The organism is Sulfitobacter sp. IGS-18 (assembly GCF_059628195.1).
Window position 1 is genome coordinate 586,723 of record NZ_CM184556.1, and the last position, 15,242, is coordinate 601,964.

The 15,242-nt window shown below is 64.6% G+C and carries 14 protein-coding genes; 7 read left to right on the top strand and 7 right to left on the bottom strand.

Annotation, left to right across the window (positions count from 1 at the left end; genetic code table 11):
• Positions 1–3 precede the first annotated feature (3 nt).
• Positions 4–2,850 carry an aminomethyl-transferring glycine dehydrogenase gene (gene gcvP / locus ACWNZ3_RS02785; protein ID WP_496901877.1) on the top strand — a complete coding sequence of 949 codons (2,847 nt, stop codon included), beginning with the start codon at positions 4–6 and terminating at the stop codon, positions 2,848–2,850.
• A gap of 158 nt (positions 2,851–3,008) precedes the next feature.
• On the opposite strand, the gene ACWNZ3_RS02790 is transcribed toward gcvP, so the two are convergent.
• The 4 genes from ACWNZ3_RS02790 to ACWNZ3_RS02805 form a co-directional block, all read right to left on the bottom strand.
• Entirely contained in the window at positions 3,009–3,275 is a 267-nt protein-coding gene (locus ACWNZ3_RS02790) for a hypothetical protein (RefSeq protein WP_496901100.1), read from the bottom strand.
• A gap of 98 nt (positions 3,276–3,373) precedes the next feature.
• The gene (locus tag ACWNZ3_RS02795) at positions 3,374–4,246 is read right to left on the bottom strand and encodes an inositol monophosphatase family protein (RefSeq protein ID WP_496901101.1); all 873 of its coding nucleotides are present in this window, start codon (positions 4,244–4,246) and stop codon (positions 3,374–3,376) included.
• A 75-nt stretch (positions 4,247–4,321) separates the two neighbouring features.
• Complete coding sequence (locus ACWNZ3_RS02800; protein ID WP_496901102.1) at positions 4,322–6,838, bottom strand: ABC transporter permease; 2,517 nt, start codon at positions 6,836–6,838, stop codon at positions 4,322–4,324.
• Entirely contained in the window at positions 6,835–7,503 is a 669-nt protein-coding gene (locus tag ACWNZ3_RS02805) for an ABC transporter ATP-binding protein (RefSeq protein ID WP_274573131.1), read from the bottom strand. The genes ACWNZ3_RS02800 and ACWNZ3_RS02805 overlap by 4 nt, the downstream gene beginning before the upstream one ends.
• Positions 7,504–7,665: 162 nt before the next feature.
• Here ACWNZ3_RS02805 and ACWNZ3_RS02810 point away from each other — a divergent pair, with 162 nt between their 5' ends.
• Positions 7,666–8,298, top strand: coding sequence for an arylesterase (locus tag ACWNZ3_RS02810; RefSeq protein ID WP_496901878.1), 633 nt, complete (start codon positions 7,666–7,668; stop codon positions 8,296–8,298).
• A 3-nt stretch (positions 8,299–8,301) separates the two neighbouring features.
• Positions 8,302–8,919, top strand: coding sequence for an SOS response-associated peptidase (locus tag ACWNZ3_RS02815; protein WP_496901103.1), 618 nt, complete (start codon positions 8,302–8,304; stop codon positions 8,917–8,919).
• An 83-nt stretch (positions 8,920–9,002) separates the two neighbouring features.
• Here the strand turns inward: ACWNZ3_RS02815 and ACWNZ3_RS02820 are convergent, their stop codons facing one another.
• Complete coding sequence (locus tag ACWNZ3_RS02820; protein WP_067294005.1) at positions 9,003–9,209, bottom strand: cold-shock protein; 207 nt, start codon at positions 9,207–9,209, stop codon at positions 9,003–9,005.
• Between the two features lie 285 nt (positions 9,210–9,494).
• Between ACWNZ3_RS02820 and ACWNZ3_RS02825 the strand changes: the two genes are divergently transcribed.
• Both ACWNZ3_RS02825 and preA read left to right on the top strand, forming a co-directional pair.
• On the top strand, positions 9,495–10,817 hold the full coding sequence (locus ACWNZ3_RS02825; RefSeq protein ID WP_496901104.1) for an NAD(P)-dependent oxidoreductase: 1,323 nt from the start codon (positions 9,495–9,497) through the stop codon (positions 10,815–10,817).
• Between the two features lie 116 nt (positions 10,818–10,933).
• Entirely contained in the window at positions 10,934–12,238 is a 1,305-nt protein-coding gene (gene preA, locus ACWNZ3_RS02830) for an NAD-dependent dihydropyrimidine dehydrogenase subunit PreA (protein WP_496901105.1), read from the top strand.
• A 19-nt stretch (positions 12,239–12,257) separates the two neighbouring features.
• Here preA and ACWNZ3_RS02835 read toward each other — a convergent pair whose 3' ends face one another.
• Together ACWNZ3_RS02835 and ACWNZ3_RS02840 are read right to left on the bottom strand one after the other, a co-directional pair.
• Positions 12,258–12,623 carry a hypothetical protein gene (locus ACWNZ3_RS02835; RefSeq protein ID WP_496901106.1) on the bottom strand — a complete coding sequence of 122 codons (366 nt, stop codon included), beginning with the start codon at positions 12,621–12,623 and terminating at the stop codon, positions 12,258–12,260.
• A 151-nt stretch (positions 12,624–12,774) separates the two neighbouring features.
• Positions 12,775–13,392, bottom strand: coding sequence for a TetR family transcriptional regulator C-terminal domain-containing protein (locus tag ACWNZ3_RS02840; RefSeq protein WP_274573125.1), 618 nt, complete (start codon positions 13,390–13,392; stop codon positions 12,775–12,777).
• A gap of 152 nt (positions 13,393–13,544) precedes the next feature.
• Between ACWNZ3_RS02840 and ACWNZ3_RS02845 the strand changes: the two genes are divergently transcribed.
• Positions 13,545–14,795, top strand: coding sequence for a Zn-dependent hydrolase (locus ACWNZ3_RS02845; RefSeq protein WP_496901107.1), 1,251 nt, complete (start codon positions 13,545–13,547; stop codon positions 14,793–14,795).
• A gap of 100 nt (positions 14,796–14,895) precedes the next feature.
• Positions 14,896–15,180, top strand: a complete 285-nt coding sequence (locus tag ACWNZ3_RS02850; protein WP_496901108.1) for a hypothetical protein — start codon at positions 14,896–14,898, stop codon at positions 15,178–15,180.
• The last annotated feature ends 62 nt before the right edge of the window (positions 15,181–15,242 follow it).

The following is a 15,242-nucleotide window of genomic DNA, read 5'->3' on the forward strand; positions in this document are numbered from 1 at the left end:
GCGATGAGCTTCAAGCCGACCGATTATCTGCCGTATGATTTTGCCAACCGCCGCCACATCGGCCCGTCACCGGCTGAAATGTCGGACATGCTGAAGGTCGTGGGGGCGAAATCGCTTGGCGACCTGATGGATGACACCCTGCCAAAGGGCATCCGCATGAAAGGGTCGCTGGACTTTGGCAGGGCAAAGTCGGAACGCGAGGTGCTGGAGCACATGCGTGTGGTGGCGGGCAAGAACAGGGTCCTGACCAGCCTGATCGGCCAGGGCTATCACGGCACCGTCACACCCCCCGCGATCCAGCGCAACATCCTGGAAAACCCGGCCTGGTACACCGCCTATACGCCCTATCAGCCGGAAATCAGCCAGGGACGGCTTGAGGCGCTGCTGAACTTCCAGACCATGATCAGCGATCTGACCGGTCTGGAGGTTGCCAATGCCTCCCTGCTGGACGAGGCGACCGCCTGCGCCGAGGCGATGACCATGGCACAGCGGGTGTCCAAATCGAAGGCGGTGAAGTTCTTTGTCGACCGCGATTGCCATCCCCAGAACATCGCGGTGATGAAGACCCGCGCCGCCCCCCTGGGGATCGAGGTCGTGGTCGGCGACCCGGCCAAGATGGAGGCATCGGAGGTGTTCGGCGCGATCTTCCAGTATCCGGGCACCTATGGCCATGTGCGCGACTTCACCGACAGCATCGCGGCCCTGCATGAACACAAGGGCATCGGCATCATCTCGGCCGATCCTTTGTCGCTGACCCTGCTCAAGGAGCCGGGCGCGATGGGCGCGGACATCGCCGTGGGTTCGACCCAGCGTTTCGGGGTGCCCGAAGGCTACGGCGGCCCGCATGCGGCCTATATGTCCTGCAAGGACGCCTACAAACGCGCCATGCCGGGGCGGATCGTGGGCGTGTCCATCGACGCCCACGGCAACCGCGCCTACCGCCTGTCCCTGCAGACCCGCGAACAGCATATCCGCCGCGAAAAGGCGACCAGCAACGTCTGTACCGCCCAGGCCCTGCTGGCGGTCATGGCGTCGATGTACGCGGTGTTCCACGGCCCCGAGGGGCTGAAGGCCATCGCGCAGCGCATCCACCGCAAGACGGTACGTCTGGCCCGCGGGCTGGAAGAGGCAGGCTTCAAAGTGGACCCGCAGGCCTTCTTCGACACGATCACTGTCGATGTGGGGCCGCTGCAGGCAGCCGTGATGAAATCGGCGGTGGACGAAGGGGTCAACCTGCGCAAGGTGGGCGAATTCCGCGTCGGCATTTCACTGGACGAGCGCACACAGCCAAAGATCATCGAAGCGGTCTGGCGTGCCTTTGGCATCGTCAAGGAGGACAACGATTTCGCCCCCGAGTACCGCGTGCCGGAAGAGATGCTGCGCAGCTCCGAATACCTGACCCATCCGATTTTCCACATGAACCGGGCAGAGACCGAGATGATGCGCTACATGCGGCGTCTGGCGGATCGTGATCTGGCGCTGGACCGCGCGATGATCCCGCTGGGGTCCTGCACGATGAAGCTGAATTCGGCTGCGGAGATGATGCCGGTCAGCTGGCGGGAATTCTCGCTGATCCACCCCTATGCCCCCGCCGACCAGGCGCTGGGCTACAAGGAGATGATCGACGATCTGTCCGCCAAACTCTGCGACATCACCGGCTATGACGCGATCTCGATGCAGCCCAATTCGGGTGCGCAGGGGGAATATGCGGGGCTGCTGACCATTGCGGCCTATCACCGCGCCGAAGGTCAGGGCCACCGCAACATCTGCCTGATCCCGGTCAGCGCCCATGGCACCAACCCGGCCTCCGCACAGATGGTGGGCTGGAAGGTGGTCGTGGTGAAATCGGCGGCCAATGGTGACATTGATCTGGACGATTTCCGCGCCAAGGCGGAAGCGGCGGGCGACAACCTTGCCGCCTGCATGATCACCTATCCCTCGACCCATGGCGTGTTCGAGGAAACCGTGACCGAGGTGACAAAGATCACCCATGAATACGGCGGCCAGGTCTATATCGACGGGGCCAACATGAACGCCATGGTGGGGCTGTCGCGGCCCGGCGATCTGGGTGGCGACGTGAGCCACCTGAACCTGCACAAGACCTTTTGCATCCCGCATGGCGGCGGTGGCCCCGGCATGGGGCCGATTGGCGTCAAGTCACATCTGATCCAGCATCTGCCGGGCGATCCCAACGCGGGCGGGGCGGCGGTATCGGCCGCACCCTATGGCTCGCCCTCGCTGCTGCCGATTTCATGGTCCTATTGCCTGATGATGGGCGGCGAGGGGCTGACACAGGCCACCCGCGTCGCGATCCTGAACGCCAACTATATCGCCAAGCGGCTGGAGGGGGCGTTTGACGTGCTTTACAAGGGGCCGACCGGCCGGGTGGCGCATGAATGCATCATCGACGTCCGCCCCTATGACGAAAGCGCGGGCGTCACGGTGGATGACATCGCCAAGCGTCTGATCGACTGCGGATTCCACGCGCCGACCATGTCCTGGCCGGTGGCGGGAACGCTGATGATCGAACCGACCGAATCCGAGACCAAGGCCGAGCTTGACCGGTTTTGCGATGCGATGCTGGCGATCCGCGACGAGATTGCCGCGATCGAGGCGGGCGAGATGCCGCGCGAGAACAATCCGCTGAAGAACGCGCCGCATACGGTGGAGGATCTGGTGGTCGAATGGGGTGACCGGCCCTACACCCGCGAACAGGGGTGTTTCCCGCCGGGGGCCTTCCGGGTGGACAAATACTGGCCGCCGGTGAACCGGGTGGACAACGTCCACGGGGACCGGAACCTGATCTGCACCTGCCCGCCGCTGGAAGACTACGCCGAGGCGGCGGAATAGAGCCAGATCGGTAAACGGCCACCGGAACACGTGGCCGTTTGCCGTTTGCTAAAGCGCCCGACCTTTACCCTGAAGCATCCAGCGACATGATTGCCCCGAGAGCGCCGCAGGCGCGGCAGGGTATTCATGTCTCGGGTTTAAGGTCGGGCGCTCTGAGGTCAGCCCAGAAGCAGGACGGCGCCCAGGGGAATAACCACGTCACAGCTGCCGATGGCAGGTTGCGCTGTTTTTGCGCGGTTGGGATACCACAGACGGCAAGAGCCGGCCGGCGGGTAATAGCCCTTTGGCACGACGAGGTTGCTGCTGCTGAACGGGTCGTTGCGCACGACCATCCTGGTCTGCTTGGCGTTGGCTTCAGTCAGGGGCAAGCTGATGGCAGTCAGCGCGGCGAGAGCGATGCAGGATTTACTAAATGATTTTAACATCTCAAGTCTCCTTCGAAAGGGCCAGGGACGTAAATGACCGATGGCCAAGGACTCAACGCGCGGCGTAACGAAAAAGTTCCGGATCGTGACCGACCTTGCTATTGATCTGCGTCGTTCAGGAATTTGAAGACCCTGGCGAGGCGGTTCCAGGTTGCCTTGTCCGGCGCGGCCAGTATGTGCCCGCGGCGCAGGGTGGCGTCATAATCGCCGCCCGACAGCATCTGCACATAGCCGCCCGCCTGCTGGCAGATCAGCACGCCTGCGGCATGATCCCAGGGATTCAGGCTTTGGGTCAGCAGAAAGTCGAAGTGACCCTGCGCCAGCATCCGGTATTCATGCGCCGAACAGCGCAGGCAGTTGACCCAGTTGAAATTGCAAAGGGTCGCCGCCAGCTTCTCCCGCCACGCGTGATCGAACAGATAGAGCGGGATATAGCCTGAAAGCCCCGCCAGTTCGCCGCCCCTGCTGACCCGCAGATCATGCGTGACGCCGGAGGGACGCTGCATCTGTGCAGGGGATTGATCGTCCGCGATGGCCCAATCGTCCATCACCGGATCATAGATCAGCCCGAAGGCCGGTTTGCCGTATCGGGTGACCGCGAGGATGACGCCGAAGACCGACATGCCCCGCGCGAAATTCCAGGTGCCGTCCACCGGGTCGATGATGAAGCACAGCGGCGCATCGGCGATCTTGTCCAGCAGGGTGGGATCGGCGGAAACCGCTTCCTCGCCGATCACCAGCGCGCCGGGAAAGGCCATGTTGAGGGCGCGGGTGATCATCGCCTCTGCCGCCGTGTCCGCGATGGTCACCAGGTCGTCCGGCCGCGATTTCGTGGCGATGTCGGCGGCATTCAACGCGCGGAAACGCGGCATGATCTCGGCTTTTGCGGCGCGGCGCAGGATGTTGATCACATTGTTGCGCTGGGCAGGGCTCAGGGCGGGGGCGCGTTTGGCGGGCAGATTGTCAGGCATTGTCGCTCCTTTGTATTCTGGCGCTGACTTGCCCGATCCGCCGGGGGATGTGCAAGCCGGGTGGTGGTGCTTGCGTCATTCTCGCGCACGCAGGACCTGCGCGGGCCGGGCGTTGAGCGCGCGCAGGGCAAAGCCCAGCCCGGCCAGGACAGAGGCCAGCGCCCCGCCCGTCACGATCAGCAGGGCAGAGGGCCAGATCACGCTGAAGCGGGTTTCCATCACGAAGTGGCTGACGGCCCAGCCGCCCAGGATCCCCGCCAGCAGCGCGACGCTGCCCGCGAAAAGCCCCAGCAGGGCCGCGCGCAGCACGAAGCTGGCGGCGATGGCGCGCCGCGAGGCCCCCAGCGTCTTGAGCAGTGCGGATTCGTAGCGCCGCGCCTCCGCCCCCGCGGCCGCCGCGCCGATCAGCACCACGAACCCCGTCAGCAGCGTGGCCAGCGCACCGTAAGAGGTCGCGGCGGCAAGGCTTGCCAGCACGGCGGACACCCGGTCGATGGCGTCGCGCACCCGGATCGCGGTGATATTGGGGTATTGCGAGGCCAGATCGCGCAGAATGGCGGCTTCGGCCTCTTCCTCTGCATAGACGGTCGAGATGAAAGTATGCGGCGCGCCGGCCAGCGCCGCAGGGTTCATCGTCAGGACAAAGCCGATCCCGGCGGTGGAAAAATCCACCTCCTGAAAGGCGGCAATGGTGCCGGTGATGTCGCGGCCCAGCACGTTGATGGTCAGCGTGTCACCCAGCTTCAGCCCCATCTCCTCGGCCTCTTCGGCGGCAAAGCTGATCAGCGGCGGGCCGTCGTAATCCTCCGCCCACCATTTACCGGCGGTGATCCTGGCATCGGCACCGGGCTTTGCGGCATAGGTCACGCCCCGGTCACCGCGCACCACCCAGTGATCGCCCGCAACCTCCTGCGCCGACTTGCCGTTGATCCGGGTCACGACACCGCGCAGCATCGGCGCGCTGTCGATGCGGCTGACGGCGGGGTCATCCTCCAGCCGCTTGGTATAGCCGGGCATCTGGTCCTTCTGGATATCGACAAAGAAATAGGAGGGCGCCACATCCGGCAGGTTGCCCGCGATGGCCTGCCGCAGGTTGCCGTCGATCTGCCCCACGGCGGCCAGCACCGACAGGCCCAGACCCAGCGAGAGCACCACGGCACCGGCTCCTTCGCCCGGTCCCGCAAGAGCCGCCAGCGCCCAGCGCAGCCGGGGGCGGCCCCGCGCCAGCCGCGCGCCGCCCCGCGCCACCACGCGCAGCAGCATCGCCGCCAGCACAAGGATCAGCAGCGCCCCGGCAATGCCGCCCAGAGTCCAGAGCGTCAGCCGCCAGGATCCGTTGAACCAGCCCGCCAGCCCCACCAGCGCCGCCGCGAGCGCCGCGATGGCCACCAGGTACTTCGCGGCCGGCAGCCGCCGCGCCCCGGCCCAGGCATCGCGGAACAGGGTCGCGGCGCGTACATCCTCGCTGCGGGCCAGCGGCCAGAGGGTAAAGGCCAGCGCCGTCAACAACCCATAAAGCGCCGCCTCGATCAGCGGCGCAGGATAGAGCGCGAAACTGGCCGGCAGGGGCAGCCTGGCGGCAATGACCGGCGACAGCAGCAGCGGCACCAGCCCGCCCAGCACCACGCCGATGGCAACGCCCAGCAGCGACAGCACACCGATCTGGATGAAATAGGTCTGGAAGATCGTCGCCCGCTCCGCCCCCAGGGCGCGCAGGGTGGCGATCACCCCGGTCTTGCCCTGAAGATAGGACCGCACGGCGGCAGAGACGCCAACGCCCCCGACAGCCAGCCCCGACAGGCCCACCAGCACCAGAAAGGCGCTCAGCCTTTCAACGAAACGCGCCACACCGGGCGCCCCGTTGCGCGCATCGGTCCAGCGCATCCCGGCATTCTCGAACTGCGCCTCGGCCTCACCCTCCAATGCGGCAAGGTCGGTGCCCTGCGGCAGGTCCAGCCGGTATTTGCTGTTGTAAAGCGTGCCCGGCGCCAACAGCCCCGACCCCTCCAGCGCGTCGCGGTGCAACAGGGTGCGCGGCCCCAGGGCAAACCCACTGGCGGCGCTGTCAGGCTCACGCAGGATCAGCGCGGACAGCCGATAGTCACGGGTGCCCAGCCGGAAGGTATCGCCCGGCGTCAGGCCCAACCGGTCTGACAGTGCGCGTTCCATCACCGCGCCGGGCAGCCCCTCCACCTCGGACAAGGCCTGATCCAGCGGCATCGCGGGATCGAGAACCATCTCTCCGACAAGCGGGTAAAGGTCATCCACCCCCTTGATCTGGGTCAGGGCGCGGTCATCGCCGACCACGGCCATGGAGCGGAATTCGACGATTTCAGAGACCGCAGTGGCGCGCGCCGCCATCCACGCCCGTTCCTCCGGGCTGGCAAAACGATAGGTGAAATCAAGCTCCGCCGCGCCGCCCAGCAGGGCCGCCCCCTCCCGCGCCAGGCCCGCCTCGATCGCGGCGCGGACGGAACCGACAGCGGCGATGGCCGCCACCCCCAGCGCAAGGCAGGCCAGGAACAGGCGGAACCCGCGCAGCCCGCCGCGCATTTCGCGGCGTGCGAACCGGGCGGCGAGGGCAAGGCTCATGCGATCTGCCCGTCGGCCAGGGCGATGGGCCGGTCGCAGCGTTCGGCCAGCGCCGGATCATGGGTGACCAGCACCAGCGTGGCCCCATATTGGTCGCGCAGGGAAAACAGCAGGTCCATGATGGCCGCGCCATTGGCGCTGTCCAGATTGCCGGTCGGCTCATCCGCCAGCAGGATCGCCGGACGTGGCGCACAGGCCCGTGCCAGCGCCACCCGTTGCTGTTCACCACCCGACATCTGAGCCGGGTAATGGCCGGTGCGATGCCCCAGCCCCACGGTCTCCAGTGCCTCACGCGCGCGCTCAAAGGCCTCCGGGATCCCGGCCAGCTCCAGCGGTGTCGCGACATTTTCCAGGGCAGTCATGGTGGGGATCAGGTGAAAGGACTGGAACACGATGCCCATGCGCCCCTGCCGGAACCGGGCCAGCGCATCCTCGTTCATCGCGGTCAGATCCTGACCCAGCGCATGTACGGTGCCGCCCGTGGCCTGTTCCAGCCCGCCCATGACCATCAGCAGCGAGGATTTGCCCGACCCCGAAGGCCCGGTCAGCGCGACGCTTTCACCGCTCTCGACGTTCAGGGAAATTCCGCGCAGGATATCAACGGGTCCGGCATTGCCCTTGAGCGACAAAAGCACATCTTGAAGGTGGAAAACGGTGTCACTCACGCGGGGGCCTTTCAACAGGGTCCCTAGGGATATGGAGTTGTTACGATGATGCGCAAGGCGTTAAAGCGTTTCAGGATAAACTTGAAACATCCCACATCACTTTTCGCGTTCGACCGCAGGGAGAGGCAGCGAACAAGTGATTCAGGTATATTCCGAAGCGCTCTGGTGGGGATTGTTCTGGTCTGGGGGCAGGCGGTTGCGGCGCAGCAGGTCGTGATCGCGGCGCTGGGTGACAGCCTGACACAGGGCTATGGCCTGCCGGCGGAACAGGGGTTCGTGCCGCAGCTGGAAGCCTGGCTTGCAGCGCGAGGTAGCGATGTGCGGCTGATCAACGCGGGCGTTTCCGGCGACACGACCGCGGGGGGGCTTGCCCGCGTGGGCTGGACCCTGACGCCAGAAGTGGGCGGGATGATCGTGGCGCTGGGCGGCAATGATCTGCTGCGCGGGCTGGCCCCGGCGCAGGCGCGCGCCAATATCGACGGGATCCTGCAGGCGGCGCAGGCGGCCGATGTCGAGGTGCTGCTGATCGGCATGGAAGCGCCCGGCAATTATGGCCCCGACTACAAAAGCGAATTCGACGCCATCTATCCCGAGCTTGCAGAAGAATATGGCACGCAGTTTGTCGACAGTTTCTTTGCCGGATTGACGGAAGGGGATGCGCCCGCCGACCCGTCACAATTGCGCGGCTTCCTTCAGGCCGATGGCATCCACCCCAATGCAGAGGGTGTGACCCGGATTGTCGAGGGCATCGGGCCGGAGGTTCTGGACCTGATCGCCCGGATCAGGGCGGACTGACCCTTGCCGGGGCGGCTGTTCCTCACCACGCCACTTGCTGCGCTGGCGGAAGAATTGGGGGTGCCGCCGGGCGCGCTTGCGGATGAACCGCCCCGCGCCAATATCTCACCCGGCCAGCAGATCGTCATCTTCGACGGCACCGGCCTTGCCCATATGCGTTGGGGGATCATCCCGGTGGGGCGGGTCAACGCCCGTGGCCGGCCGGTGATGGAGACGCTGATCAACGCGCGCTCCGAAACCGTGTTCGACAAAAGCGCCTTTGCCGGGACGGGCAGGGCGGTGGTGCCGGTGAACGGCTGGTATGAATGGACCGGGGAAAAGCGCCGCAAGACCGCCTGGCGGATTGCACCGAAAGACGGCGGATACCTCTATTTCGCGGCCATTACCGACCTCTGGCAGGCGCCGGGTGGCCTGCAGGTGCCGCAGGTGGCAACGCTGACCTGTCCGCCGAACGCCGATGTCGCGCCGGTGCATCACCGCATGGGCGCGCTGCTTGAGCGGGAGATGATCGGCACATGGCTGACCGGTGACGCGCAGGACGTGAAGCCGCTGCTGCAGCCCTGGCCGGAGGGCCGTCTGCTGATTGAAAAGGCCAGCGGCGTCGACTGGACCGGGCCCTGACCGAAGCGACCTGAGAAAGTCCCCTGACAAAAGAAAACGGGCGCCTGACAGCGCCCGAATTCCCTCATGAAACTGATGCTTGCTCAGGCGAGTGCGATGTTCGCAGCGCTTTCGCGGCCGTCGCGGCCTGCTTCGACATCGAAGGTCACTTTCTGGTTGTCGGCCAGACCTGTCAGGCCTGCCCGCTCAACTGCGGAAATGTGAACAAAGATATCCTTGCCGCCCCCGTCAGGGGCAATAAAGCCGTAGCCTTTGGTCGTGTTGAACCATTTTACGGTACCAGATGCCATGGACCGGTTCTCCTGTCTTAGTTCTGCCCGCGGAATGCGGCAGCGTGGCTCGGACGAAGTCGTGATCGTTCCAGCGCCATAAGGCAGGGAGTTTCGAAAGTCGTTCGTGCAGCAATTTCGATAATGAAAGGAATCAAACGAAAATCAAGCCCATTTACTGGGCATGGCCCAATCGGCGGACGGCTGCGCATGAAATTTCACCGGAATGAAATAATTTGACCACTTGATAAAAAAATAACTCTGGGGCAGAGTTTTTCAAGACCCAGCCAATGCAAGGTGAGCCAGATGACTTCAGATGTCTTTGAACCGGGAATTCAATCGGGGCGGTTGAGCCCGGCGGACTATCAGGCGCAATTCTCGGACCTGCACCCGCCGCTGGACCGGCATGAGGCCCTGGTGGCGGCGGATCGGTGCTATTTCTGCCATGACGCGCCCTGCATCACGGCCTGTCCCACGGATATCGACATTCCGCTGTTCATTCGCCAGATCGCGACCGGCACACCCGATGCGGCGGCAAAGACGATCCTGAGCCAGAACATCATGGGCGGCATGTGCGCACGGGTCTGCCCGACGGAAACCCTCTGCGAACAGGCCTGTGTCCGTGAAAAGGCGGAAGGAAAGCCGGTGTTGATCGGCCAGTTGCAGCGATTTGCGACGGATCATTTGCAGGCGCAGGGCGTGCATCCCTTTGTCCGCGCGGCCTCCACCGGAAAGACCGTGGCGGTGGTGGGCGCCGGCCCTGCGGGCCTGTCCTGCGCACATCGGCTGGCGATGCTGGGACATGACGTGGTGATCCATGATGCGCGGCCCAAGCCGGGCGGTCTGAACGAATACGGCATTGCGGCCTACAAGACACCCGGCGGCTTTGCCCAGGCAGAGGTCGACTGGCTGATGCAGATCGGCGGGATCAGCTTCAGGCACGAAAGCGCCCTGGGCCGTGACCTGACCCTGGAGACCCTGAAAGCGGAATATGACGCCGTTTTCCTCGGCATTGGCCTGGGCGGGGTGAACGCCCTTGGGGCCGAGGGCGAGGACAAGCAAGGGGTCAGCGACGCGGTGGATTTCATCGCCGAGCTGCGGCAGGCCAGTGATCTGGCGGCCCTGCCGATTGGTCGCGACGTGGTGGTGATCGGTGGCGGCATGACGGCGGTGGACGCGGCGGTGCAGGCCAAGCTGCTGGGCGCGCTCAATGTCACGCTGGTCTACCGGCGCGGGCGCGACCGGATGAACGCCTCTGTCTTCGAGCAGGACCTCGCGGCCTCCAAAGGGGTGCGGATCGTGACCCATGCGGTGCCGGTGGCGGTACATGGCAACGGCGCGGTGCGCGAGATCGAGTTCGAATATGTCGATGACGCGATGAAGGGCACCGGGCAGATGCTGAAACTGCCCGCCGACCAGGTGTTCAAGGCCATCGGTCAGACGCTGGAAGGCGAAGGCATGCCCGAGCTTGACGGCCGCAAGATCAGGGTGGACGCCTCCGGCCGCACCAGCGTGGCGGGCATCTGGGCCGGAGGCGATTGCGCCAGCGGCGGCGACGACCTGACCGTGACGGCGGTGGCCGAGGGCCGCGACGCGGCGATGGATATTCACATGGCGCTGACCAAATGAGGTTTCGCGGCGAAACCTTGTTTATTAACAATGGGTTAATTCTTGACGCGCGCGCCCCGCGATAACCGCAGGGGACATGCGCATCGGGACTGGACGCATCTTTTGAGGATAGTGATATGGCTGATCTGACAACCGACTTCATCGGGATCAAATCCCCGAACCCGTTCTGGCTGGCCTCTGCGCCGCCGACGGACAAGGAATACAACGTGCGCCGCGCCTTTGAGGCCGGATGGGGCGGTGTGGTGTGGAAAACGCTGGGCTCCGAGGGGCCGCCCGTGGTCAATGTGAACGGCCCGCGCTATGGCGCGGTCTATGGTGCGGACCGGCGGTTGCTGGGGCTGAACAACATCGAGCTGATCACCGACCGCGACCTTTTCACCAACCTCGAAGAGATCAAGCGGGTGAAGGCGGATTACCCCGACCGGGCGATCATCGTGTCGATCATGGTGCCCTGCGAGGAGGAAGCCTGGAAGGCGATCCTGCCCCTGGTGGAGGACACCGGCGCGGATGGGATCGAGCTGAACTTCGGCTGCCCCCACGGGATGAGCGAACGCGGCATGGGGGCTGCGGTGGGCCAGGTGCCGGAATACATCGAAATGGTGACCCGCTGGTGCAAGCAGTATTATTCCAAGCCGGTAATCGTGAAGCTGACGCCGAACATCACCGACATCCGCAAGCCCGCCGCGGCGGCCAAGGCGGGGGGCGCGGATGCGGTGAGCCTGATCAACACGATCAATTCGATCACCTCGGTCAACCTCGACACGATGTCCCCGGAGCCGTCGATTGACGGCAAGGGATCACATGGCGGTTATTGCGGCCCGGCGGTCAAACCCATTGCCATGTCGATGGTGTCAGAGATCGCGCGCGACCCGGAAACACGGGGCATCCCCATCTCGGGGATCGGCGGGGTCACAACCTGGCGCGACGCGGCAGAGTTCATCACGCTGGGCTGTGGCAATGTGCAGGTCTGCACCGCTGCGATGACCTATGGTTTCAAGATCGTGCAGGAGATGATCAGCGGCCTGTCCGACTGGATGGACAGCAAGGGCCATACCAGCATCAAAGACTTCAAGGGCGCGGCGGTGCCGAATGTCACCGACTGGAACCAGCTGAACCTGAATTACATCGCCAAGGCCAAGATCGACCAGGACCTGTGCATTTCCTGCGGCCGCTGCTTTGCCGCCTGCGAGGATACCAGCCATCAGGCCATCGCCATGTCAGAGAACCGGACCTTCAGTGTGATCGACGCGGAATGCGTCGCCTGCAACCTGTGCGTCAATGTCTGCCCGGTGGAGAATTGCATCACGATGGAGGCGATGGCACCGGGCACCACGGATCCGCGCACCGGCAAGGTGGTGCAGCCGGATTATGCCAACTGGACAACGCATCCGAACAACCCGTCGGCAACTGCCGCTGAATAACGGTCGCGGCGGTCAAGGCTCAGGCCTGGCCGGCCCCTTTCAGGAAGGGCGAGGTCGGCAAAGGATCCGGCATGGTTCTGGAAATCTCTGCCAGGGTCGGCATCAGGTTTTCGATCTGCGCGGCCAGGATGGAATTGGGCGTGGCATCCGCCGGGCGACGTGTCAGCGCGGGGCGCTGCGCCGCCTCACCGCCCGCACCGGCACCCGTGCCGGAATGAGAGGTCGAGGACCCCTGCCGGGGCGTATCGGCGGGGCGGTTGGTTGGCGCGATCCTGGCCGCGCTTGATGTCGCGGTGACGCCGCCATCGGTGCCCTGTGCAGCACTTTGCCCGGCCGTGGCCGTGCCATGCACCGCGAATGGATTGGTCAAAAGTAGAACACTCATCTCTGCTCCGATCATGTGAAATTGGGCTTCTCGCCCAGGGAGCAGTTTGCAGCGCAATCGTGAAGGAAGGGTAAAGGCCCCTTTGCACCTGGCCGCGATGCCGCGCCTGCGGCCGGGGGCCACCGGGAAACGGCAGCAGGTTCCGGGCCTCTCAGACCCTGAGCATCGCTTCGAACATGCGGCGCAGATGGGCGGAGGCACGGGCATGCGGGTCTTCCTCGGGGCCCATCAGGATCCTGACCTGGCTTTCGAAATCGGCGTAATGCTGGGTGGTGGACCAGATCGAAAAGATCAGATGTTGCGGATCGAGGGGCGGCAGCCTGCCCTGGGCGATCCATTCGGCGATCAGCGCGCATTTTTCGTCGAACAGCGGTTTGAGATGCCCGGTCAGTTCCGGCGCGATGCGCGGTGCGCCCTGCAGGATCTCATTGGCGAAAAGCCGGCTTTCGCGGGGCAGGTCGCGGGCCATGTTGAGCTTGCGCTGCACGTAGGACAGGATTTCGGCGACAGGCTCACCCTGGGGGCTCATCGCCACCAGCGGGTCAAGCCAGGTGTCCATCAAGCGGCTGAGCAGGGTGACATGGATGTCTTCCTTGCCATCGAAATAATAGAGGATGTTGGGCTTGCTCAGCCCGGCCTCTGCCGCGATCTGGTCCAGCGTGGCCCCGCGGTAGCCGTGGCGCGAAAACACGTCGAGCGCGGCCTCCAGGATCAGCCTGCGGTTGCGCTTCTGGATGCGGCTTGTTTTCTTGGGCGCGCCGTCTGGCAAGGGCGTCTCCGGCAGGGTGCTGAGAAATGAGGCAGTCGCCCCGATGGGTTCCTGCGATGCTAAAAGCAGTTCTTGACAGATGCCAGTGTAATCGCAATCGTGCCTTTACCAAATGGTAAAATTTAATCCGCCAGCCTTTGAGGAGCCAGCAGATGCCTGCACCCGGTGAGAACCTGAAGATCAACCCGGACCGCCTGTGGGACAGCCTGATGGAGATGGCGAAGATCGGGCCGGGGGTCGCGGGCGGCAACAACCGCCAGACCCTGACGGACGAGGATGCCGAGGGCCGCGCGCTGTTCCAGAAATGGTGCGAGGAAGCGGGTTGTGCCATGGGGCTGGACCAGATGGGCAACATGTTCGCACGCCGCGAGGGGACAGACCCCGAGGCGCTGCCGGTCTATGTGGGCTCGCATCTGGATACCCAGCCGACGGGCGGCAAATATGACGGCGTGCTGGGGGTGCTGGGCGGGCTGGAGATCATCCGCACGCTGAACGATCTGGGGATCAAGACGAAGCATCCCATCGTTGTGACCAATTTCACCAACGAGGAGGGCACGCGATATGCCCCTGCGATGCTGTCGTCCGGGGTCTTCGCGGGCATTCACACGCAGGACTGGGCCTATGCGCGGGTCGATGCGGCGGGCAAGACCTTTGGCGATGAGCTGAAGCGGATCGGCTGGCGCGGCGAAGAGGAAGTCGGCGCGCGGAAGATGCATGCGTTTTTCGAGCTGCACATCGAGCAGGGCCCGATCCTGGAGATCGAGGGCAGGGATATCGGCGTGGTGACCCACGGCCAGGGGTTGAGCTGGACCCAGGTGTCGGTCACCGGCAAGGACAGCCACACAGGGTCCACCCCCATGCCGATGCGCCGCAATGCGGGGCTGGGCATGGCGCGGATCCTGGAGAAGGTCGACGAGATCGCCTGGTCGCACAAGCCGCATGCGGTGGGGGCGGCGGGCCATATTGATGTCTATCCCAATTCGCGCAATGTGATCCCGGGCAAGGTGGTCTTTACCGTCGATTTCCGATCGCCCGAGCTGAGCGTGATCGAGGACATGGAGGCGCGGCTGCGGGTCGAGGGCCAGAAGATCGCCGATGACATGGGGCTGGAGGTCGCCTTCGAGAAGGTGGGCGGCTTCGATCCGGTGGCCTTTGACGCGGGCTGCGTGGCGGCGGTACGCGCTGCGGCGGAGCGTCTGGGGTACAGCCATATGGACCTGATTTCAGGGGCGGGGCATGATGCCTGCTGGATCAACCGGGTGGCCCCCACGGCTATGGTGATGTGCCCCTGCGTGGACGGGCTGAGCCACAACGAGGCGGAAGAGATTTCGAAGGACTGGGCGATGGCGGGTGCCGATGTGCTGTTGCATGCAGTGGTGGAGACAGCGGAGGTCGTTGGTTGAGGCAGGTGCCGATTTTTTGGAAAAAATCGGGCCGGAATTTTCCAAAATTCCGGGGTTGCGCATGATTGCAAAGGGGCTTTCACTCGCTCGGAGGATTGACATGATGCTCGACAGCGAAGTGGCAGAGGCGCTGGCCAGTACAGACCAGGTGACACGGCGCACAGCACGGGATTTTGAACGCAGCAGGTGCGCCCCGCGCGAAGTGACGGTCAATTTTTCGGGCGGGATCACCCAGTGCTGCTGGTCCGTCAGCCGCGGCGATGGCACCTACCGGGTCGTCTATCTGCCCAGGGCCGGATATTTCTCGCTCTGCGTGGAGAGTGATTTCGGGCCGCTGGACATCGGCGTGCACGGGCCTGCGCTGGGGTGTTTCGGATCGGTCTGAGCCAGGGGGCGCTGCCCCCGCAGCCTTCGGCTGCCCCCCCGGGCATATTTAAGGCCAAAAAG